The 21,737-nt window shown below is 73.8% G+C and carries 20 protein-coding genes; 13 read left to right on the top strand and 7 right to left on the bottom strand.

The features are described from left to right. Positions 1–29: 29 nt before the first annotated feature. The 7 genes from ACFQ8E_RS09035 to rbsD all read left to right on the top strand — a co-directional run bounded on the left by ACFQ8E_RS09035 (position 30) and on the right by rbsD (position 6,832). Positions 30–1,490 (top strand): hypothetical protein, encoded by a 1,461-nt coding sequence (locus ACFQ8E_RS09035; protein ID WP_430550233.1) that lies wholly within the window; start codon positions 30–32, stop codon positions 1,488–1,490. 89 nt (positions 1,491–1,579) lie between these two features. Continuing rightward, on the top strand, positions 1,580–2,857 hold the full coding sequence (locus ACFQ8E_RS09030; protein ID WP_430550232.1) for an ABC transporter substrate-binding protein: 1,278 nt from the start codon (positions 1,580–1,582) through the stop codon (positions 2,855–2,857). 25 nt (positions 2,858–2,882) lie between these two features. Beyond that, the gene (locus ACFQ8E_RS09025; RefSeq protein WP_430550231.1) at positions 2,883–3,776 is read left to right on the top strand and encodes a carbohydrate ABC transporter permease; all 894 of its coding nucleotides are present in this window, start codon (positions 2,883–2,885) and stop codon (positions 3,774–3,776) included. Further along, positions 3,773–4,627, top strand: coding sequence for a carbohydrate ABC transporter permease (locus ACFQ8E_RS09020; RefSeq protein WP_430550230.1), 855 nt, complete (start codon positions 3,773–3,775; stop codon positions 4,625–4,627). Before ACFQ8E_RS09025 ends, ACFQ8E_RS09020 begins: the two co-directional genes overlap by 4 nt. Positions 4,628–4,659: 32 nt before the next feature. Then, positions 4,660–5,364, top strand: coding sequence for a deoxyribose-phosphate aldolase (deoC, locus tag ACFQ8E_RS09015; RefSeq protein WP_430550229.1), 705 nt, complete (start codon positions 4,660–4,662; stop codon positions 5,362–5,364). A 35-nt stretch (positions 5,365–5,399) separates the two neighbouring features. Then, positions 5,400–6,338 carry a ribokinase gene (locus tag ACFQ8E_RS09010; RefSeq protein WP_430550228.1) on the top strand — a complete coding sequence of 313 codons (939 nt, stop codon included), beginning with the start codon at positions 5,400–5,402 and terminating at the stop codon, positions 6,336–6,338. After that, positions 6,335–6,832, top strand: a complete 498-nt coding sequence (gene rbsD, locus ACFQ8E_RS09005) for a D-ribose pyranase (protein ID WP_430550227.1) — start codon at positions 6,335–6,337, stop codon at positions 6,830–6,832. Before ACFQ8E_RS09010 ends, rbsD begins: the two co-directional genes overlap by 4 nt. A gap of 40 nt (positions 6,833–6,872) precedes the next feature. Here rbsD and ACFQ8E_RS09000 read toward each other — a convergent pair whose 3' ends face one another. The 3 genes from ACFQ8E_RS09000 to ACFQ8E_RS08990 all read right to left on the bottom strand — a co-directional run bounded on the left by ACFQ8E_RS09000 (position 6,873) and on the right by ACFQ8E_RS08990 (position 9,524). After that, entirely contained in the window at positions 6,873–7,547 is a 675-nt protein-coding gene (locus ACFQ8E_RS09000; protein WP_430550226.1) for a DUF4287 domain-containing protein, read from the bottom strand. A 220-nt stretch (positions 7,548–7,767) separates the two neighbouring features. Next, positions 7,768–8,430 carry an NADPH-dependent F420 reductase gene (locus tag ACFQ8E_RS08995; protein WP_430550225.1) on the bottom strand — a complete coding sequence of 221 codons (663 nt, stop codon included), beginning with the start codon at positions 8,428–8,430 and terminating at the stop codon, positions 7,768–7,770. Then, positions 8,427–9,524, bottom strand: a complete 1,098-nt coding sequence (locus tag ACFQ8E_RS08990; RefSeq protein ID WP_430550224.1) for an LLM class flavin-dependent oxidoreductase — start codon at positions 9,522–9,524, stop codon at positions 8,427–8,429. Before ACFQ8E_RS08990 ends, ACFQ8E_RS08995 begins: the two co-directional genes overlap by 4 nt. Positions 9,525–9,615: 91 nt before the next feature. Between ACFQ8E_RS08990 and ACFQ8E_RS08985 the strand changes: the two genes are divergently transcribed. Both ACFQ8E_RS08985 and ACFQ8E_RS08980 read left to right on the top strand, forming a co-directional pair. Then, on the top strand, positions 9,616–10,083 hold the full coding sequence (locus ACFQ8E_RS08985) for a MarR family winged helix-turn-helix transcriptional regulator (protein WP_430550223.1): 468 nt from the start codon (positions 9,616–9,618) through the stop codon (positions 10,081–10,083). Positions 10,084–10,137: 54 nt separating this feature from the next. After that, positions 10,138–11,784, top strand: a complete 1,647-nt coding sequence (locus tag ACFQ8E_RS08980; RefSeq protein ID WP_430550222.1) for a DHA2 family efflux MFS transporter permease subunit — start codon at positions 10,138–10,140, stop codon at positions 11,782–11,784. Positions 11,785–11,865: 81 nt separating this feature from the next. Here the strand turns inward: ACFQ8E_RS08980 and ACFQ8E_RS08975 are convergent, their stop codons facing one another. Then, positions 11,866–13,218, bottom strand: coding sequence for an MFS transporter (locus tag ACFQ8E_RS08975; RefSeq protein WP_430550221.1), 1,353 nt, complete (start codon positions 13,216–13,218; stop codon positions 11,866–11,868). Between the two features lie 237 nt (positions 13,219–13,455). Here ACFQ8E_RS08975 and murA point away from each other — a divergent pair, with 237 nt between their 5' ends. The 4 genes from murA (at position 13,456) to ACFQ8E_RS08955 (ending at position 17,405) form a co-directional block, all read left to right on the top strand. Beyond that, complete coding sequence (gene murA, locus ACFQ8E_RS08970; protein ID WP_430550220.1) at positions 13,456–14,772, top strand: UDP-N-acetylglucosamine 1-carboxyvinyltransferase; 1,317 nt, start codon at positions 13,456–13,458, stop codon at positions 14,770–14,772. 41 nt (positions 14,773–14,813) lie between these two features. After that, a complete protein-coding gene (locus ACFQ8E_RS08965; protein ID WP_430550219.1) occupies positions 14,814–15,572 on the top strand; it encodes a lysophospholipid acyltransferase family protein in 759 nt (252 codons plus the stop codon). After that, positions 15,569–16,618, top strand: a complete 1,050-nt coding sequence (locus ACFQ8E_RS08960; RefSeq protein ID WP_430550218.1) for an NAD(P)H-dependent glycerol-3-phosphate dehydrogenase — start codon at positions 15,569–15,571, stop codon at positions 16,616–16,618. Before ACFQ8E_RS08965 ends, ACFQ8E_RS08960 begins: the two co-directional genes overlap by 4 nt. Before the next feature lie 67 nt (positions 16,619–16,685). Beyond that, positions 16,686–17,405 (top strand): HAD-IA family hydrolase, encoded by a 720-nt coding sequence (locus ACFQ8E_RS08955; RefSeq protein ID WP_430550217.1) that lies wholly within the window; start codon positions 16,686–16,688, stop codon positions 17,403–17,405. A 25-nt stretch (positions 17,406–17,430) separates the two neighbouring features. Here the strand turns inward: ACFQ8E_RS08955 and ACFQ8E_RS08950 are convergent, their stop codons facing one another. The 3 genes from ACFQ8E_RS08950 to ACFQ8E_RS08940 all read right to left on the bottom strand — a co-directional run bounded on the left by ACFQ8E_RS08950 (position 17,431) and on the right by ACFQ8E_RS08940 (position 21,727). Then, positions 17,431–18,591, bottom strand: coding sequence for a trans-sulfuration enzyme family protein (locus tag ACFQ8E_RS08950; protein WP_430550216.1), 1,161 nt, complete (start codon positions 18,589–18,591; stop codon positions 17,431–17,433). 161 nt (positions 18,592–18,752) lie between these two features. Then, positions 18,753–20,327, bottom strand: coding sequence for a pyridoxal phosphate-dependent decarboxylase family protein (locus ACFQ8E_RS08945; RefSeq protein ID WP_430550215.1), 1,575 nt, complete (start codon positions 20,325–20,327; stop codon positions 18,753–18,755). Beyond that, a complete protein-coding gene (locus ACFQ8E_RS08940; protein WP_430550214.1) occupies positions 20,324–21,727 on the bottom strand; it encodes an MFS transporter in 1,404 nt (467 codons plus the stop codon). Before ACFQ8E_RS08940 ends, ACFQ8E_RS08945 begins: the two co-directional genes overlap by 4 nt. Positions 21,728–21,737 lie beyond the last annotated feature (10 nt).

Raw genomic sequence — 21,737 nt, 5'->3', positions numbered from 1 at the left:
CCACCCGCAGCAACGAAGCAGGAGGACGCATGGCGGCAGGACAGGCCGGCCCCGACGTCGCGGCGCTCGCGCGCTGGATGCGCACGTGGGTAGGCGACGAGGGGCAGATCCGGGGCTTCCACAACCACAGCGTGTGGGGCACGAACCCGGCGACGTTCGTCGACTTCACCAGCGGCCACCAGGCGTTCTCCGCCCCGGCCACCGCGGCGTTCGGCGAGGTGCTCGGGCGGTACCCCGACGACCGCGGGCTCGACCTGTGGCGGCGGATGATGCTCTTCCAGGCGCGGGCCGTGCAGGACGACGGGCAGTTCCGCCACATCGGGTTCCAGGTGGGCGAGTCGGCCACGGCGGGCCTGATCCACAACATGGTGGGCTGCCTCGGACTGCTGGAGGGGCTGCGGCACGCCGGGCACCTGCTGCCCGGCGACGAGCGCGCCGAGGTGCTCGCGGCCGTACGGCGCGACCTCGACGCGTGCCGCGTCTACGGCGGCGGCCGGCCGACCCCCGACGGCACGGTGAACCAGGAGTACGCCCGGGTCTGGGCCAAGCTGCGGTACGAGGAGCTGAGCGGCGACGACGTCTACGCCGCCGAGCTCGAGGACGACCTCGACGCCCTGGTGCGCCTCAGCCACGTGCGCGGGGTGCCCGACGGCGCGTCGGTGGGCGTCCTCCGCCAGCCGACCGACCGCGAGGGCGGCGGCATCCTCGAGCCCGCCGAGTACTACGGGCTCATGGTGGTGCCGCTCGTGCTGGGCGCGCGCCGGTTCGGCCGCCCGGACCTCCTGGAGGAGGCCGTCGCGATCTGCCGGCACGTCGCGCGCTCCGCGTGGACCGACGACGCGGGCTGCACCCGCTTCCACCGCTACTGGTACGTGCGGGGCGACACGCACCTGCTCTCGACCACGCCGATGCTGGTCGCGGGGATGGGGCTGAGCCTGTACGGCATCGAGGAGGTGCTCGCCGACGTCGACGTGCCCGAGCTGGGCGAGTTCCGCGACGCGTGCCTGCGGACCTACGCCCGCTACCAGTCGCCCGCCGGCCCGTTCGTGTCGGCCACGGGCTGGCACCACGAGGCCGACGTCGCGCCGAGCACCGCCTGGCACGCGCACGACCTGCTCTTCCTCGCCCGCCACGCGCTGGCCCGGGGCGACGTGGACGCGTCGTTCTGGGACGCGGTGTTCGCGGACCCCGACCGGCAGGCGGTGATCCTGTCGGACCGGGCGTTCTGGGCCGAGGACGGCGTGCACTGGTGCATCCTCAGCCCGTACACGGCCGGGGACCTCAGCATCTTCGGCCGCAAGGACCGCGACACGTTCGCGCGGTCGTTCTTCGCCTGGACGGACAAGGAACCGCTGCCGGCGGAGCTGGAGTACCCCGACGCGCCGGCGTTCTTCGTCGCGGACGAGGGGATCTTCCGGATCGACGACTCGGACCGGCCGACGGACGTGACCGTCGTCGGCCCCGTCCCCTTCCGAGGCCGGCTCGGCTAGGGACTGGTGGCCCGCCACCTCTCACATGTAGCATGTATGACAAGTGGTCCTCGTCCTCGAGGACGACGCACCCACCCAGGGAGACAACGATGTCAGCAAGGTTTCGGCGCGGGGCGATCGGCGCCTCCGCGCTCGGGCTCGTACCCGTCCTCGCCCTCACGGCCTGCAGCTCCGACGACGGCGGCGGCAGCTCGGGCGGCGGCGACCAGGTGCGGATGCTCGTGAACATCACCGACAACCTCACGCAGGCGAAGTGGGACGAGCTCGTGGCCCCCTTCGAGGAGGAGACGGGGATCGACGTCAAGATCGAGGGGCCCAGCGGCCAGTCGGTCGCCGAGACGTTCCCGACGCAGCTCGCCGCCGGCACGGCGCCCGACGTCATCCAGTCGGTCTTCCCCACCGAGGACACGGCGCCCGAGATCCTCGACCTGTCGGAGTACGACTGGGCGCAGGGCACCCCGATGGCCGACCTGTACTCCACGGACGGCGCCATCAACGTGGTAGGCGTGGGCATGCAGGCCCAGTCGCTCCTGTACTACAACAAGGACCTCTTCGAGAAGGCCGGCATCACGGAGCCCCCCGCCACCTGGGAGGACATGGACGCCGCCCTCAAGGCCCTGCAGGACGAGGGCGTGAAGAAGCCGATCGGGTTCGCCTCCGAGTGGGCCACCGGCGTCCAGGTGCAGGAGATCTGGCACCCGCAGCAGAACCTCACCACCCCCGGGTGGCAGCAGGCCGTGGCCGGCGGGTCCTCGACCCTCGGCGACCAGTTCCAGCCGATGTTCGAGCACGTGGCGGACTGGATCGACGCCGGCTACACGACGGCCGACGACGTGGCCACGGACAGCGGCACGCAGGAGGCGAACTTCATCGCGGGCGACGTCGGGATCTACCCGATGGGCTCCTGGTTCACCACGACGCTCGCCGGCTCGCCGCCCGAGTTCGAGGTCGGGATCTTCGCGCCGCCGGTCGACGACGCCGCCGACCAGCCCGCGCCGATGGGCGCCACGATGGCGTTCCCGTACATGGTCTGGAACGGGACGCAGGCCAAGGACGCCGCCACGCAGCTCGTCGAGTACCTCGTGACCGACGAGGACGCCATCGCCACCCAGGCGGAGATGGACAACTTCAACCGCGAGGGCCTGGACACCAGCGCGAACGAGTACGCGGGGCAGGTCCAGGAGCTCATCGACGCCGCGCCGTCGTTCGTGGTGCCCGGCAACCAGACGGTGGGCGACTTCGCCCTGCCGGTCGCCGGGTTCAACGAGAAGTTCACCGAGGTCGCGCAGGGGCTGTGGCAGGGCACGTCGCCCGCCGACGCCGCCGCCCAGCTCACGGCCTGGTACGACGCGGAGGCAGCGGGCTGACATGGCTCGAGCGAGGACGGCACGCGTGCTGGGGAGAAGGGGCGCGCTGGGCCGGGGCCTGATGACGGTCCCGGCGGCGCTGGTCTACATCGGACTCATGGTGGTGCCCGTCGGGTACGCCGTCTACTACTCGTTCACCGAGTACAACGGCATCCCGACCCAGGCGCCCGAGTGGGTCGGGCTGAAGAACTACATGCGGATCTTCACCGACCCGACGGGCGACATGCACTCGTCGCTGTGGGTCACCGGGGTCATCGCGGTCGTCGGGGCGTTCGGCGTCAACGTGATCGCGCTCGGTCTGGCGCTGCTGCTGCGGCGGACCACGCCCTTCACCGCGTTCGCGCGCGCCGTGATGTTCTACCCGCACGTGCTGTCGGCCCTCATCGTGGGCTTCCTGTGGCAGGCGATCCTGGGCCCGCAGGGCGCGGTGAACAACCTGCTCACCGGGTCGGGCCGGTCGGCCCTGCCGTTCCTGTCCGACCCGGACTGGGCGCTCGCGACGATGATCGCGGTCATCGTGTGGGCCCAGCTCGGCGTCCAGCTCGTGCTGTACCTGGCCGGCCTGCAGGCCGTGCCGGCGGACCTCCAGGAGGCGGCGACGCTCGACGGCGCCGGCCGCGTGCAGGTGTTCCAGCACGTCACGTGGCCGGCGCTCGCCCCCACCGTGACGGTGACGATCGTGACGTCGGTGCTGTCGCTGCTCAAGGTCTACGAGGTCGTGCTCGGCCTGACCAACGGCGGGCCCGGCGACGCGACGCAGACCTGGGCCTACGAGATCCTCGCGGTCTCCTTCGCCAACAACAAGGTGGGCCTGGCGTGCGCCCAGGCGGTCCTGCTGATCGTCGTCGCCGGGATCTTGTCGTTCACGATCATCGCGCTGCGCAGGCGCGCCGAAGAGGGAGCGGAGGCGCTGTCATGAGCCTGTCGGGCAGCCGGACGGCGCGGTCGCGCGCGACCGTGCGCACCATCGCGATCGCGGTGCTGTCGGTCGCGATGCTCGTGCCGCTGTACATCGTCGTCGTCAACGCGTTCAAGCCGCAGCAGGAGATCCTGCTGTCCCCGCTCGGGTTCGACCCGGCCACGGCCACGACCCAGTTCCTGCAGGACGCATGGTCCAACCCGAACTTCCCGGTCGTCGCCGGCTACGCGGTGACGCTGTTCCTCGTCGTCGCGTGCAACGTCGTCGCGATCGGGGTCTCCGTCCCCACCGCGTACGTGATCGCCCGCACCCCGACGATCCTGTTCCGGGTGCTGCTGATGTTCTTCGTGGCGGGCATGTTCATCCCGGCGCAGATCATCCTGGTGCCCGCGATCTTCGTGCTCAAGGCGCTGCACCTCATGGGGACGTTGCCGGGCCTGGTGCTCTTCATGTCGTCGACCATGATCCCGTTCACCCTGTTCATCTTCACCGGGTACATCCGCATGCTGCCGCGCTCGCTCGACGAGGCGGCGGCGATCGACGGCGCGAGCCAGCAGCGCGTGCTGTGGCGGATCGTGTTCCCGCTCATGAAGCCGATCGTCGCGACGGCCTTCATCCTCAACGCGCTCAGCGCGTGGAACGACTTCGTCAGCCCGCAGCTCATCCTCGGGCCCGGGTCGTCGTTCCGGACCATCACCACCGGTGTGTACGCGGCCGTGTCCTCGTACACCACCAACTACGAGATCGTGTTCCCCACCCTGCTGCTGGCTGTGGTGCCGATCCTGCTCATCTTCGTCCTCATGCAACGGCACGTCATGAGCGGCCTGTCCGCCGGCGCGGTCAAGGGATGACCCGCGCACCTCACCTGTCCAGGAGAACCCGCATGACCCTCGACTTCACCGACCCGACGCAGGTCGCCCGCGCGATCCAGTACACGAACGTCAACCCCGACCTCACGCGCGACGGCGTGACGAAGCACCTGGAGACGTGCGCCGCCTACGGCTTCGACGCCGCGATGATCGCGCCGTACTGGGTGCCGCTGGCGAAGGACGTGCTCGCGGGGACCGGCGTCAAGGTCGCGTCCACGCTCAACTTCCCCATGGCCAACGACACCCCTGAGATGCGGCTCGCGGCCCTGCGCGCCCTCGTCACGACCGGGGTGGACGAGTTCGACTTCCCGCCGCACCCGGGCCTGCTGCTCGGCGGCGACGAGGACCTCTACGCCCGCGACATCGAGGACGTGGTCCGGCTCGCGCACGCCGAGGGCGTGGCCGTGAAGGTGATGCTCGAGTTCGGCTTCCTGCCCACCGACGACCTCAAGGCCCGCGCCACGCGGATCGCGTACGAGGCCGGGGTCGACTGGGTGAAGCAGTCGTCGGGCTGGGGCAAGGGCGGCCTGGAGGCCACCGAGCACGACGTGCGCCTGCTCGCCGCGAACATCGAGCCGCCCTGCCGGGTCAAGGTGTCCGGCAAGGTCAACTCGCTGGAGAAGATGCAGCGCCTGTTCGAGGCGGGGGCCGAGCTGGTCGGCACCAGCTCGGGGCCCGCGATCGTCGACGGTCTCGTCGGCGACCCCGACGCCTACTGACGTCCCCGGCGCACGGCACGACACGGAGGAGAGCGATGAGGCTCACGGTGGTGGGGAGCTATGCGAAGGCTCTCGTGATGACGGTCGACCGGCTGCCCGAGGCGGGGGAGACCCTGCTGGGGCGGGAGTACCGCGAGACGTACGGCGGCAAGGGCTCCGACATGGCCGTCCAGGCCGCTCGCCTCGGTGCCGAGGTCGCGTACGTCGGAGCGGTGGGCGACGACGCGCACGGCGCGGAGTTCCGCGCCCTGATGGCGGCCGAGGGGGTCGACGACTCGCGCGTGACGGTCGACCCGACGGCGCCGACGGGGGTCGGGTTCATCGTCAAGGACACGGCCGGGCGCAACCTCATCGTCGTCGACAAGGGCGCCAACGACCGGCTGCTGCCCGACGTGCTGGACGCGTCCGCCGACGCGCTGCGCGGGGCGGACGTCGTCCTCGCCCAGCTCGAGATCCCGCTCGGCTCGGCGCTGCACGCGCTGGGCGTCGCGCGGGACGCCGGCGTGGCGACGGTGCTCAACCCGGCGCCCGCCGTCGACCTGCGCGGCGTGGACCTCTCGGCGGTGGACGTCCTGACGCCGAACGAGCACGAGGCCAGGGTCGCGCTGGGCCTGCCGCCCGGTGACCCCACGCCGGTCGAGGAGCTCGCCCGGCGGCTGCTCGCCCTCGGGCCGCGCGCCGTCGTCGTCACGCGCGGGGAGGACGGGGCGCTCGTGGCCGATGCGGAGGGCGTGACGGCGGTGCCGACCGCGGCGGTCGACGTCGTCGACTCCAACGGCGCGGGCGACAGCTTCAACGCGGCGCTCGCCGTCGCGCTCGGGGAGGGGCGCGACCTGCGCACGGGTGCCGCCTTCGCCGGCGTCGTGGCGGCGCTGTGCTGCGAGCACTGGGAGACGGTGCCGTCCTACCGGACGCGCGCCGAGGTCGAGGGGTTCCTCGCCACCACGAGAGCCACGACGAAGGAGACGGCATGAGAAGCGGACGGATCCTGCACCCCGGGCTCGCCGGGGCGCTCGCGACGCTGGGACACACCGACGTCGTGCTGGTCACCGACGCCGGGTTCCCCATCCCGAAGGACGCTCACCGCGTCGACCTCGCGCTGACGCGCGGGCACCTCGACGTGCGGACGATCCTGCGGGTGCTGCGGGAGGAGGTCTTCGTCGAGGAGGTGCACCTCGCCACCGAGGTGAAGACGCACCACCCGCGCCTGTACGGCGACGTGCAGGACCTCTTCACCGGCTCGGGCGCCACGTTCCACGGCACGACCCACGAGCACCTCGTCGAGCACTGGGCGCCGCGCGCCAAGGTCGTGGTGCGCTCCGGCTCGTTCGAGCCCTGGGCGAACTTCGCGCTCGTCGCGTCGACCGCGCCGTTCGAGTGGTTCGCCGACGACGACGTGACGATCCTGCCGGAGTACGTCGAGCGCCGACGGCTGATCGCCGAGGGCGTGCGACCCGAGCTCGGGTAGCACGCCCCCGGCGACCGGTCGGGCTCCGGTCGGGTGGCCGTCAGGCGTCGTCGAGCGCCGCCAGCCAGTCGGCCCAGTGCGCCTTCCACAGCTCGGCCTTGGCCGCGGAGCCGAGCCGCTCGTGGGTCACGGTGAGCCGCAGCCGGGAGCCGGCCGGATCCAGCGAGAACATCGCGACGCCGTGCTCGCCGTCGCCGTCGGACACGCCGAACCGCGGGCTCTTCACGCCCGGCCGGGACCGGGGTGCGAGCGTGAGGCCGGGTACCAGGTCGGCGCGGCCGGCCTCGTCGTCGAGCAGCGCCCGCAGCGCGTCGCGGTCGACGTCGGTCAGCCGCGAGCGGCTGACCGAGAACGTGCCGTCGGGCCGCTGGCCCGGCACGCGCAGGCCGGTGATGCGCTCGTAGCCGACGGTGACGGACTGCGCCCACCAGCCCGACACGCCGTGCGCGTCGACGAGCCAGGCGGCGACGGCGGTGTGCCCGGCGCCGCGGCCGGGCCCGGCGTCCACGAGCGCGACCCACTCGTCCCACCCGCGGCCCGTGCTCTCGCGGATCGTGTCGTCGGAGAGGTCGGGCTCCGAGACCCAGGCGCGGGTCCCGGCGGCGGAGGGCGGGGCGGCCTGGGCGAGGAGGGTGCGGCGCGCGGCGCCGTACTTCTCGCCGGTGGTGGCCATGCGCGCACGGACGCGCTTCTTGAACGACTCCTGCGTGGTCATGAGGACTCCTGCGTGCTCGCTCGGTGCGCCACCCGCGGCTCGCGCCCGCCGGCAGGCACCGGTGAACACGGTGTCCTGACCGCGTCGAGCACTCGAGGTCCCCTCTGCCCCCACCGCTCGCACGGTCCCGGCGGCGCGAGCGCCGGTCCGGGGGTCGGGCGGGACGCGCCGCCCTGCCGACCAGCATAGGGGCCGCCGCCGCCAGGCGCCCGGGGCGGCGTCAGGCGGCGGGGGAGACCAGCGCGCGCAGCTCGTCGTGGGGCAGGTTCGCGCCGAACGCCGGGGTGCCGGGCTGGAGGCGCGCGCCGGCGGCCAACGGTCCGGCGACGACCGCGTCGAAGCCGAGGCGGTCGACGAGTCCGGCGACCTGCCGCACGTCGTCGGCGTCGTCCCCGGCCACGGCGATCGCCCGGCGCCCCGGCGCCCCGGCGGGCCGCGCCCCGGCGTCCAGGTCGTGGTAGCCCATGTGGTTGAACGCCTTCACGACCCGTGACGCGGGGAGGAAGTCCTGCACGAGCTCGCTCGTCGAGGTGGCCGGGTCGCTGAGGTCGGCCCGGTGCCCGTCCACCTCCCACCAGTAGTTCATGGCGTCGACGACGAGCGTGCCGGCCAGGGCGTCCACGGGCACGGTGCGGTAGCGGCCGAGCGGCAGGGCGAGGACGACGACGTCGGACTTCGCGGCGGCCTCCTGGGCCGTGACGGCTTGCGCCCCCGGGGCGAGCACCTCCACCGTCAGCGCGATCCTCGCCGGGTCGCCCGAGCCCGCGACGAGCACGCGGTACCCGGCGTCCACGGCGAGCCGCGCCAGGACCGTCCCGACCTTCCCCGCGCCGAGGATGCCGATCGTGGCGGGCGCGCCGGGCGCCGGCGACGGGGCGCTCACGCGCCGTCACCGTCCTCGGTGGTGGGCTCGGTGGTGGGCTCGGCGGCGTCCTGCGTCGCGGCGTGCTCGGCCACGAGCTCGCGGACCCGCGGGACCACCTGCGTGCCGTACAGCTCCACGTTGCGCAGCCGGGCCTCGGCGGGCTGCGCGCCGGTGGTGTAGATCATGTCGAAGCGGCCGACGCCGAGCTCGGTGACGGCGGCCGCGATCTTGCGGGCCACGGTCTCCGGCGACCCGATGTACAGCGAGCCGTGCGCCACCTCGGCGTCGTACTCCTCGCGGCGGATCGGCGGCCACCCGCGGGAGGCGCCGATGCGGTCGCGCTGCAGGCGGTAGTGGGGCCAGAAGATCTCGACGGCCTCCTCGTCGGTGTCGGCGACGAACCCGGGGGAGTGCATGCCGACCGGGTGCGCCGTCGTGCCGAGCTGGGCGGTCGCGCGCCGGTACAGGTCGACGTACGGCGCGAACCGGCCCGGCTCGCCCCCGATGATCGCGAGCATCAGCGGCAGGCCGTAGTGCGCCGCGCGGACCACGGACTGCGGCGAGCCGCCCACGCCGACCCAGGTCGACAGGTGGCCGGACTCCGTCTTGGGGAAGACGTCGGCGTCGCGCAGCGCGGGCCGGGTGGTGCCGGACCAGGTCACCGGCTCCTCCTTGAGGAGCTCGGTGAAGAGGTGGATCTTCTCCTCGAAGAGCAGGTCGTAGTCCGCCAGGTCGTAGCCGAAGAGCGGGAACGACTCGGTGAACGAGCCGCGCCCGAGGATGACCTCCGCCCGACCGTCCGAGAGGGCGTCGAGGGTGGCGAAGCGCTGGAAGACGCGGACCGGGTCGTCGGAGGACAGGACCGTCACGCCCGACGCGAGGCGGATGCGTTCGGTGCGCGACGCGATCGCCGCGAGCACGGTCTCCGGCGTCGAGATCGCGTACTCGGGCCGGTGGTGCTCGCCGAGGGCGACGACGTCGACGCCCACCTGGTCGGCGAGCACGGCCTCCTCGACGACCTGGCGGATCGCGGCGGCGTGCGAGACGAGCTCGCCGTCGGCGCCGACGGGGCGGTCACCGAACGAGTCGAGCCCGAGCTGGAGCGTGGTCATGGTGCCCTCCTGTGGCGGTGTCGGTCGCCGGGGGTAACGTCGGAATTGACGTGTCAATTCCCAGCGTCGATCCACCGCGGCGGAGGCAGGCATGACCCAGGACCGGGACGGCGCGCGGCGCTCGCCGACGCTCGACCAGCTGCGCACATGGCGCGAGTTCGTCGAGACCACGGACGCGCTGCGCTCGCGCCTGTCCGCGCGGCTCCAGGCCGAGTCCGGGCTCTCCTCGCCGGACTACGCCGTGCTGCTCGCCCTGCACGACGCCGACGGCCACTGCCTGCGGTCGTCGGCGCTCGCGGACGCCGTCGGCTGGGAGCGCAGCCGCCTGTCGCACCAGGTGGGGCGCATGGAACGGCGCGGCCTGGTCGCCCGACAGGGCAGCCGGGCGGCCGGCGTCGCGCTCACCGACGAGGGGGCCGCGACGTTCCGCCGGGCGTCCGTCGCGCACCTGCGGGCCGTGCGGCACCTGTTCGTCGACGCGCTGACCGACGACCAGCTCGCCGCCGCCGGCGAGATCGCCGCCGCGCTGCGGTCCGCGCTGGACCGTCCGGGCGGCTGAACCGGCCGGTCTGCCGGGCGCGCGGCCGTCGGTGGCCCGTGCCACGCTCGTCGCATGTCCACCTCTCCCGGGCGCGCCCCGGTGACCCCGCTCGTCGACCTGCACGGCAGGTCCGCGTGGAGCGTGCTCCCGCCGCTCATCCTCGGCTTCTTCATGATCATGGTCGACACGACGATCGTGAACATCGCGATCCCGACCCTGACCGAGCAGTTCTCCGCCTCCCTCATCGAGGTGGGCTGGGTCAACAGCGCCTATCTGCTGTCGTACGCGGTGCTGATGCTCCTCGCCGGGCGGCTCGGCGACCGGTACGGGCAGAAGTCGGTGTTCATCGCCGGGCTGATCGTGTTCACGACCTTCTCGTTCCTGTGCGGGTTCTCCGGCAACATCGGCTCGGAGCCCGAGATCGGCTGGCTCATCGGCTTCCGCGTGGTCCAGGGGGTCGGCGCGGCGATGATGACGCCGCAGACCATGTCGATGATCACCCGCGTCTTCCCGCCCACCCAGCGCGGCGCGGCGATGGGCCTGTGGGGCGCGACCGCCGGCGTCGCGACGCTCGTCGGCCCGCTGCTCGGCGGCGTCTTCGTGGAGACGATCGGCTGGGAGTGGATCTTCTACGTCAACATCCCGGTGGGCGTCGCGGCGCTGTGGTTCTCGGTCGCGCGGCTGCCGCACCTCCCGTCGCACGGCACCACGATGGACCCGCTGGGCGTGGTGCTGTCCGTGCTGGGCCTCGCGGCCGTCGTCTTCGGCCTCCAGGAGGGCGAGAACTTCGACTGGGGCCACATCTGGGGGCCGTTCTCCGTGTGGACGCTGGTGGGTCTCGGCGTCCTCGTGCTCGCGGTCTTCGTCTGGTGGCAGCACCGCCTGGGGGCGCGCGCGCTGCTGCCGCTGCGCCTGTTCCGGTCCCGGAACTTCTCCCTCGCCAACGTGGACGGCATGGTCGTCACGTTCGCGATGATCGGCATCTTCTTCCCGCTGACGATCTTCCTGCAGTCGATCCTGGGCCTGACGCCGATCAACGCGGCGCTCGTGATGATGCCCGGCTCGCTCGTGTCCGGCGTCGTCGCGCCGTTCGCGGGCCGGCTGTCCGACCGGGTGCCGGCCAAGTGGGTGGTCGCGGCCGGGTTCGCGGCCATCGCGGGCGCGGTGCTGTGGCTCGCCGCGGTGCTCGACCCGGACCTGTCGCCGTACGCGCTGCTGTGGCCCATGGCGCTGTTCGGCGTCGGCACCGGGCTCACGTTCTCCCCGCTGTCCAACCTGGCCACGTCGGGGCTCGACGCGCGCACGGCCGGCGCCGGCGCGGGCGCGTTCAACACCAACCGGCAGGTGGGCGGGGTCATCGGCTCCGCCGTCGTGGTCGCGACCCTCTCGGCGCGCCTCGGCGTCACCGTCCCCGCGGCCGCGCAGGACGTCGCCGCGCAGCTGCCCGAGCAGTACCGGCAGGCGTTCGTCGACGGCATCTCGCAGGCGAGCGGCAGCCTCGGCACGACGGCGGTCGGGTCCGTGCAGCTGCCGGACTCGGTGCCCGCCTCGGTCGCCGAGCAGGTCGGGGCGGCGGCCCAGCAGGCGTTCTTCGCCGGCTTCGCCGACGCGGCGGCGCAGACGCTGCTGCTGGTGGGCGTGGTGCTCGTCGTCGGGGTGCTCTGCGCCGCGGCGATGTCGCCCGTGCAGCACCGCGAGCCCGTCGCCGCGACGCGCTGACCGGCGGGCGCGGTCCCTCGCACGACGACGGCGCCGCCCCTCCGTGCGGAGGAGCGGCGCCGTCGTCACGTGCCGGGCGCGTCAGGCGCCGACGTCGTCCGTGAAGTCGACGTGCGTGGTGTCCTTCTCGACGAAGAGCGCCACGAGGGTGATGACGGCCATCACCGAGAGGTAGATGCCGACCAGCACCGGCGAGTCCGTGATGCCCCACAGCCAGACCGCGATGAACGGCGCGACTGCGGCACCGAGGATCGACGACACGTTGTACGCGATGGCGGAGCCCGTGTACCGGACGTTCCCCGGGAACAGCTCGGGCAGCATGGCGGCCATCGGGCCGAACGTCAGCCCCATGAGCGTGAAGCCGAGGATGAGGAGCGCCATGACGCCCGTCGTGCCGCCGCCGAACAGCGGCACGAAGAGCAGGCCGAAGACGGCGATCGCGGCCGTGACGACGAGGAGGTGGCCGCGGCGGCCGAACCGCTCCGCGAGCGGGCCGGACACCAGCGTGAAGATGCCGAAGAACACCACGCCGATGATCAGCATCCACAGGAAGTCGACCTTCGCGTAGCCGAGGCCGGGCGGCACGTCAGACGCGGGGGTGGTGCCGTACGTCAGCGTGAACGTGGTCATCAGGTAGAAGAGCACGTAGGTCGCCAGCATGATGAACGTGCCGGAGACGATCTTGCGCCACGAGGTGCGGAAGACGGCGGCGACCGGGACCTTCGCGACGGCGTCGGCCTCGACGACCTTCTGGAAGGCCGGCGTCTCGATGAGCTTGAGGCGCACCCACAGGCCGACGATCACGAGGACGGCGCTGGCGAGGAACGGCACGCGCCAGCCCCAGCTCTGGAACTGCGCGTCGCTGAGCGACGTGGAGAGCCCGATGAACACGAGGTTGGCCAGGATGAACCCGATCGGGGCGCCGAGCTGGGGGAACGTGCCCCAGATGGCGCGCTTTCCGGCGGGGGCGTTCTCCGTGGCCAGCAGCGCGGCGCCGCTCCACTCGCCACCGAGGCCCAGGCCCTGGCAGAAGCGGCAGAGCACGAGGACGGTGGGGGCGAGCACGGTCCAGCCCGGCGTCGAGGCGCTGGGGATGAGACCGATGACCACGGTCGCGATGCCCATGGTCAGGAGCGACGCGACGAGCGTGCGCTTGCGGCCGATCCGGTCGCCGAAGTGGCCGAAGAGGACCGACCCGACCGGCCGGGCGACGAACGCCGCGCCGAACGCGGCGAACGACGCGAGCAGCGCCGTCGTGCCGTCCTGGTTCGGGAAGAACAGCGCGGGGAAGACGAGCGTGGCCGCGGTGGCGTACGCGTAGAAGTCGTAGAACTCGATGGAGGTGCCGATGAGCGACGCGACGACGACGCGGCCGCGCGAGTTGACGGCCGGCGTCGGCGCGCTCGTGGCACCCGACGTGACGGAGGTGGTCATGGTCGACGACCGTACGACCGCCATCCCGTATCATGAACAGTTGTCTCAAGATATGAATCGCGTCCCGCTGCGTGCCGGTGCCCGCCGCGTGAAGGTGTGGTGAACGTGAATAAGCCCGCCGGGGCGCGTGTTGGCACCACCGTGCCGGGCGAGGCAGGATCGACGGCGCGCTGGGACGACGGCATCGACCACGTCCCGGGACCACTGCATCCGTAACGACGGGACGAACACGACGACATGAACGATCTGCTGCACGTCAACGGCGGGACCCCTCTCGAGGGCACGATCACGGTGCGGGGGGCGAAGAACTTCGTCTCCAAGGCGATGGTGGCGTCGCTGCTGGGCGAGTCGGCGAGCGTCCTGCGCAACGTGCCGCAGATCCGTGACGTGGGCGTGGTCACGGGCTTGCTCGAGCTGCACGGGGTGACGGTGAAGTCGGACCCGGACGCCGGGATCCTCGACCTCGACCCGTCGAACGTGGAGTCGGCGCACGTGGCGGACATCGACGCGCACGCGGGCTCGAGCCGCATCCCGATCCTGTTCTGCGGGCCGCTGCTGCACCGGTTGGGTGAGGCGTTCATCCCCGACCTGGGCGGCTGCCGGATCGGCGACCGGCCGATCAACTACCACCTGGACATCCTGCGCCAGTTCGGCGCCGTGGTGGACAAGATGCCCAACGGCATCCAGCTGCGCGCCCCGCGCCGGCTGCAGGGCACGAAGATCTCGCTGCCGTACCCGTCGGTGGGCGCCACGGAGCAGCTGCTGCTGACGGCGGTGCGTGCCGAGGGCATCACGGAGCTGACCGGTGCGGCGATCGAGCCCGAGATCATGGACCTGATCGCGGTGCTGCAGAAGATGGGCGCGATCATCTCGGTGGACACCGACCGGGTGATCCGGATCGAGGGCGTCGACCGCCTCGAGGGGTACTCGCACACGGCGCTGAGCGACCGGATCGAGACGGCGTCGTGGGCGTCGGCGGCCCTGGCCACCGGCGGCGACGTGACGATCAAGGGCGCCACGCAGCCGGAGATGATGACCTTCCTCAACACGTTCCGGAAGGTGGGCGGCCGGTTCGACGTGCAGGAGGACGGGATCCGGTTCTGGCACCCGGGCGGGGACCTGGACTCCATCGTGCTCGAGACGGACGTGCACCCGGGGTTCATGACGGACTGGCAGCAGCCGCTCGTCGTGGCCCTCACGCAGGCCAAGGGCCTGTCGATCGTGCACGAGACGGTGTACGAGAACCGGTTCGGGTTCACCGACGCGCTGCGGAAGATGGGCGCGACGATCCAGGTCTACAAGGAGTGCCTGGGTGGCCGTGACTGCCGGTTCGGGCAGCGCAACTTCCACCACTCCGCCGTGATCTCCGGCCCGACGCCGCTGTCCGCGGCGGACATCGTGGTGCCGGACCTGCGGGGCGGGTTCTCCCACCTGATCGCGGCGCTCACGGCCAAGGGGACCTCCACGGTGCGGGGGATCAGCCTGATCGACCGTGGGTACGAGTCGTTCCAGGACAAGCTCGTCGCGCTCGGCGCCGACGTCTCCCGCGGCTGAGGCGCCTCGACCACCGAGGCCGGGAGGTAGGCTCTGGCCCCGTGCCGATCGCCCGTCCTGACTCCCGTGGTTACCGCCTCGTCGCGCGCATCGTGCGGCCGCTGCTGTTCTCGATGGTCCGCTACGACTGGGACGGCGGCGAGGAGAACCTGCCCCGCGAGGGCGGGTTCATCGCCGCCGCCAACCACGTCACCGAGTACGACGCGCTGACGCTGGCGCACTACCTCTTCGACAAGGGGTTCGAGCCGCGGATCCTCGCGAAGCGCGGCCTGTTCACCGCACCGGTGGTCGGGTCCGTGCTGCGGGCGACGCGGATGATCCCGGTGGACCGCGGCACGTCCGCGGCCGCCCGGTCGCTCGAGGACGCGGGCAACCAGCTCGGCAGCGGCGCCTGCGTGGCGATCCTGCCCGAGGGCACGCTCACGCGGGACCCCGACCTGTGGCCGATGGAGGGCAAGACCGGGCTGGCACGGCTGGCGCTGGCCAGCCGCCTGCCGGTCGTGCCCGTCGCCCAGTGGGGCGCCCACAAGATCCTGCCGCGGTACGGGCGCCTGCTGCGGCCGTTCCCGCGCAAGCCCGTGACGATCGTCGCCGGCCCGCCCGTGGACCTGTCCGACCTGTACGACCGGCCGATCGACACGCAGAGCCTGCGCGAGGCCACCAACCGCGTCATGGACGCGATCACCGTGCAGCTCGCCGAGATCCGCGGCGAGACGGCCCCGCCCACCCGCTTCGACCTGCGCAAGCACCCCGAGTACGAACGCAAGCAGACCGTCTACCCGCCCGTGGAGCGCCCATGACGAACCCGACCACCGCACCCCCGTCCGGGAACCTGTCGGCGCCGACCCGTGTCGCCGTCCTGGGCTCGGGGTCCTGGGGGACGACCTTCGCGATGGTCCTCGCCGACGCGGGCTGCGACGTCCGGCTGTGGGGCCGGGACGCGGCCGTCGCCGACGAGGTCACGACCCGGCGCACCAACGGCAAGTACCTGCCCGGCATCGAGCTGCCCGCGATGACGGGCACCACCGACGCCGCCGCGGCGCTGGCCGGCGCGCAGATCGTCGTCGTGGCGGTGCCGTCGCAGGTGTCGCGCGCCACGCTCACCGGCCTGCGCGATCTCGTCGAGCCCGACGCCGTGATCGTCTCCCTGATGAAGGGCGTGGAGCTCGGCACGGACGAGCGCATGAGCCAGGTCATCGTCGAGGCGCTCGACGTGCCGCTCTCGCGCGTGGCGGTCGTCTCGGGACCGAACCTCGCGGCCGAGATCGCCCGTCGCCAGCCCACGGCGACCGTGGTGGCGTGCTCCGACGAGTCGGCGGGGCGGTTCGTCGCCGAGGCCTGCTCGAACGCCTACTTCCGCCCGTACACCAACGACGACGTGGTCGGCGTGGAGCTGTGCGGCGCGGTGAAGAACGTCGTCGCGCTGGCCGTCGGCATGGCGCAGGGCCGCGGCTTCGGCTCGAACACGGTCGCGACCGTCATCACGCGCGGCCTGGTCGAGATCACGCGCCTCGGCCTCGAGCTCGGGGCCGACGCCGCGACCTTCGCGGGCCTGGCGGGCATGGGCGACCTGGTGGCGACGTGCACCTCGCCGCTGTCGCGCAACAACACCCTCGGCCGCCACATCGGCGAGGGCATGACGCTGGAGGAGGCGGTCGCGGCCACCGGCACCACGGCGGAGGGCGCCAAGTCCTGCCGCTCCGTGCTCGACCTCGCCGCCAAGCACGGCGTCGACATGCCGATCACCGCCGGCGTCGTCGCGGTGCTCTACGAGGGCCTCCCGGTGGAGGAGATGGCCCGCGGCCTGCTCGCCCGCCCCCAGAAGTCCGAGGGCGTCGACGCCTGACGGCGGGGAACGCTCCCCGCCCGACCTCCGCAGGGCGGTCGTCGGACCGCGCCCGTACGGTGGCGCCATGACTCCCGGTCCCCGGCCCGTCCTGGTGTTCGACGTCCTCGGCACGCTGGTCGACCAGGCGGGGAGCCTGGAGGCCGAGGTGCGGGGCGCGGGGCTCGACGCGGGGGCCGCGCGCGACGTCGTCGCGACGTGGCTCGGTCGGGTCGCCGACCGGGAGCGGGAGGTGGTCGCGGGGCGTCGGGACTTCGTGCCGAGCGGTGACCTGGACCGCGAGGTCCTCGCCGGACTGGCCGCCGAGGGCGCGCTGCCGGCACCCGTCGTCGCCCGCCTCGCGACCGCCGCGCAGCGGCTGCGTCCCTGGCCCGACTCCGTGGCGGGCGTGGCAGCGCTGGCACGGGACTTCACCGTGCTCGGCCTGTCCAACGCGGACCGCCGCACGCTCGCCGCGCTGCGCGCGGACGCCGGCCTGGCGTGGCACCGGGCGCTGTCGGCCCAGGACGCGGGCACCTACAAGCCGGCACCGGAGGTCTACGCCGCGGCGGTCGCCGCTGCCGTGCCGGCGCCCGCGCCGACAGGGACGGCGGGGCCGCCCGTGCTGGTCGCCGCGCACGCCTGGGACCTGCGTGCCGGGGCCGCCGCGGGGATGCGCACCGCCTACGTGCCGCGGCCGCAGGGCGACGCCCCGCGGGACGACGACGCGTTCGACCTGTACGCCGCCGACCTGGCGGACCTGCGCGGACGCCTGCTCGCCGGGGAGCTGCGGTCGCCGGTCGCCTGAGGGCGCCGGCCCGACCCGGGCGCGGTCAGCCGCGGCCGGCGCCGGAGCGCAGGGCCTGGTCGAGGTCCGCCCAGAGGTCCTCGACGTCCTCGACGCCCACGGACAGGCGCAGCAGGTCCTCGGGCACGGTCGGGGACTCGGTCGCGAACCGCCGCCGCCGTTCCAGCGTGGACTCGACGCCGCCGAGCGACGTGGCGGGCACCCAGAGCCGCACGGCGGCGACCACGGCGTCGGCGGCGGCGGGGCCGCCGTGCGGGCGGACGCCGAGGATCGCGCCGAAGCCGTTCATGAGGCCGGCGGCGCGCTCGTGGCCGGGGTCGCCGGGCAGCGACGGGTGCCGCACCTCGGCCACGCCGGGGTGCGCCGCGAGGCGTCGGGCGAGCTCCGCCGCCGACGCGCTCGCCCGCTCCACGCGCAGGTGCAGCGTCCGCAGGCCGCGCAGCGCCAGCCACACCTCCATCGGTCCGGGGATGGCGCCGTGCAGCGTCCGGTACGCGCGCAGGCCGGCGGCGATCTCGTCGTCGCGGGTGACGGCGGCGCCGAGCACGACGTCGGAGTGGCCCGCCAGGTACTTGGTCACCGAGTGCACGACGACGTCCGCGCCGAGGTCCAGCGGGCGCTGGCCGAGCGGCGTCGCGAACGTGTTGTCGACGACGGTGCGCACGCCGCGCTCGCGCGCGGCCGTGAGGATCGCGGGCAGGTCCGCGACCTCGAGCATGGGGTTGGTCGGCGACTCGGCGAGGAGCACGTCGGCGCCGTCGAGCGCCGCAACCACCTGCGCGGTGTCGGCGATGTCGACGCGGCGCACGTCGACTCCGTGCCGCGCCGCGAGGTCGTCGAGGTAGCCCAGCGACACCTGGTAGGCGTGCCGCGGCACCACGACCGCGCCGCCGTCGGGCACGTCGCCGACGGCCGCGATCACGGCCGCCATGCCCGAGCCGAACACGACGCCGTGCGGGGCGCCCTCCAGCGCGGCGAGGGCGTCCTCGAACGGGTGCCACGTCTCGGTGTCCATCCGCGTGTACAGCAGCTCGCCGGGGCCGGTCACGCCCTGGTTGACGTAGGTGGAGCTCAGCACGACCGGCGGGTTCACCGGCCCGCCCTGGACGCGGGGCGGCCGGCCGGCCGTGACGGCGAGGGTGGCGGGGGACAGCGGCACCTGCGGTCCGTGCGGGTCGTGCGTCATGGCCGCAGGGTACGACGGCGCGCGAGGCCGGCGGCGCGCCGTCCCACCGACCTGTCAGGACGAGCGCGCGGTAGACCCGGCGCGCGCCCTGACGGCCCTGAGTCACGCGAGTTGTCAGGATGAGCGCACGGCATACCGCGCGCTCGTCCTGACAACTCAGGTCAGACGGCGGCGCGCGGCTCGACGAGGCGGGCCAGCAGCTCGACCAGCAGCCGCTCGACCAGCGGCGCGGGCAGCGCCTCGACGAGCGCGAGCAGCGGCGCCATGGGCCCGACGCCCGGCGCCGCGTCGGGGTCGCCGCCGACCGCGCCCAGCCCGATCCCGCCCAGGAGCGCCGCGGCCGTCGCGGAGTCGAGGGTCGCGGTGGGGTCGAGGGGCGGGAGGGCGCCGAGCAGCGCGCCGGCGTCGGGCCGCGGCCGCCCGCGCACCTCGTCGGCGGCGGCGTGCAGCACCGGCACCAGCTCGTCCAGCACGCCCTCGGTGACGGGGGTGACGGTGAGGTGCGTGGTGTGCGGCAGCCGCGTGCCGTCGGCCTGGTCGAGGCCGGGCTGCGCCTGGAGGACCCAGCCGCGGCGCGCCACGGCGTCGGCCCACACGTGCGGGTCGACGCGCCGGTCCGCGGGCACCGCGGCGTCGGCGGCCACGGCCAGCAGCGGGCCGACGGGCGAGCCGACGACGCGCAGCCCGTCGATCCCGGCCGGTCCGTCGACGGCGTCGCGCAGCGCGAGGGTGGCACGCCGGGCGCGGCCGGCGAGCGTCGCGAGCCCGTCCGTGCCGAGAGCCTGGAGGATCGCCCACGCGGCGGCGAGCGGGCCGCCCGAGCGTGAGCCCAGCAGCGTCGGGTTCACGACGGGGTAGCCGGGCCACCGGGTGGTGGCGAAGTACTGCGCCCGCTGGCGGTCGCGGTCGCGGTGCAGCAGCACGGACGCGCCCTTGGGGGCGAACGCGTACTTGTGCAGGTCGGCGCTCACGCTGGTCACGCCGGGCACGCGCAGGTCCCAGGCGGGCAGCCCGGGCCAGAAGGGCAGGGCGAAGCCGCCGATGCACGCGTCCACGTGCAGCGGCACGCCGTGGTCGGCGGCGAGCGCGGCGACGTCGGCCACCGGGTCGGCGGCGGCGTGCGGGTAGGACGGCGCGGAGACGACGACGAGCGCGACGTCGGCCGCGCCCGCGGGGCCGCCGGTCAGGCGCGCGCCGAGGGTCGCGGCGTCGACGGCGCCCGCCGTCGGGCCGTCGGCGGCGACGGGCACGAGGTCGAGCTCCAGCCCGTAGAGATGGGCGGCCTTGTGGAACGCGGCGTGCACCGTGACCGGGGCGACGAGCCGGGGGCGTGCCTCGCCCGGCCGCAGACGGCGGGCGGCGAGCCAGGTGTCCCGCGCGGACTGCACCGCGAGCAGGCAGCTCTCCGTGCCGCCGCTCGTCACGCTGCCGACGGTGTCCGCGTCGCCGCCGAGCAGGTCGCGCGCGAACGCGACGACGTCGCGCTCCAGGGCGGCCACCGAGCCGAACGTCGTGGGGTCGAGGCCGTTGACGGGCTGCATCGCGCGCGCCGCGTCGCCGGCGAGCGCGTCCAGCTCGGGGACGCCCGGGTCGTACACGTAGCTGAGCACCCGGCCGCCGTGGGTGGGCGCGTCGCGGTGGCGCAGGGCGGCCAGCGCCGCGAGCACGGCGGCGGGGTCCTGGGCCAGGTCGAACGGATCGTCGCGCGCGTCGGCGGGCAGGGCGGGGCGGTTCACGGGGCCTCCTGGGGACGGGGAGAGGGGGCGTCGGCCCGGGTGGGGTCGGGCGTGCTGTCGTGCGCGTCGATGTCGCGCCGGCGCAACGGGTAGCGGCCGAGGGGCACGAGGCTGGCGACCACGAGCAGCGCGGGCAGGAGGCTGAACGACGCGACGATGCCGAGCACGGCGGCGGGCGGCTGGTCGACGGCCTGAGCGCCGGTGGACTCCACGTAGCCGGTGACGGCGAGCACCACGGTCAGCAGGGTGGTGCCGAGGGCCATGCCGGTGGTCTCGCCCGCGGTCCAGATGCCGCCGAACGCGCCGGCACGGTCGGTCCGCGTCACGCGGGCGTCGTGCGCGATGACGTCGGGCAGCATCGCCATCGGCAGCGACTGCATGCCCGCGTACGCCGCGCCGGCGAGGGCCACGGGTGCGTACACCCAGGCGCCGGGCGCCCAGGCGAGGGGCAGCAGCGCGAGCGCCGCGACGGCGAACAGCACCGAAGCCAGCCGGAACGCGCGCTCCTTGCCGGTGCGACGGGCGAGCACGCCCCACGCGGGCGTCACGACGAGCGCCGGCCCCACGAGGGCGACGAACAGGAACGTCACCGCGGCCGTGTCGTCCAGCACCCAGGTCGCGACGTACTGGGCGCCCGCGAGCATGGCGCCGGTGGCGAGCGCCTGCAGCACGAACGCGCCGAGCAGCGTGCGGAACGGGCGGCTCGAGCGCAGCAGCCCGAGCCCCTCGCGGTAGTGCGCGGCGAGCCGGGCACGTGCCGGGACCGGTCGGGGCGGGGCGGGCGGCCCCGCGGAGCGCTCGACCGTCGACGCCACGAGCAGCGCCGCCCCGAGCACCAGCGACGCGGCCACCGCCATCAGCAGGTACCCGAGCCGCTCGTCGTCGCCCCCGAGGCCCCGCAGCGCGGGCCCGCCGCCGCCGAACAGCAGGATCGCGGCGGTGAGCACCACGACCCGCGCGGTGAGCAGGCGCGTGCGGGCGTCGTAGGTGCCGGCGAGCTCGGCGGGCAGGGCGATGTACGGCACCTGGAACAGGCTGAACGCCGTCGCCGCCGCGAGGAAGGCGAGGAGCACCCAGGTCGCCGCTCCCGCCGGGGCGAGGCCGGCCGGCACGGCGAACGTCAGGGTGAAGAACACCGGCAGGGCGAGGCCGCCCACGACCATGAGGCGCCGGCGGCGCCCGGTGCGGGCGCGCTCGCGGTCGCTGGCCGCGCCGATCAGCGGGTCGATGACGACGTCCCACACCTTCGCCGCGGTGACGAGCAGACCGGCGAGCCCGGCCGCGACGCCGAGGGTGTCCGTGAGGTAGAAGACCAGCACCAGGCCGGGGAGCGTCGCGAACCCGCCGGTGCCGACGGACCCGACGGCGTACCGGGCGACCGTGCCCCTGCGCAGCGTCATGACGCGGGAT

Source organism: Isoptericola sp. NPDC056573 (genome assembly GCF_042793335.1).
Classification (GTDB): Bacteria; Actinomycetota; Actinomycetes; order Actinomycetales; family Cellulomonadaceae; genus Isoptericola.
The sequence above is the reverse complement of the archived record's forward strand: the minus strand, read 5'-3'. Positions and strand labels throughout refer to the sequence as shown.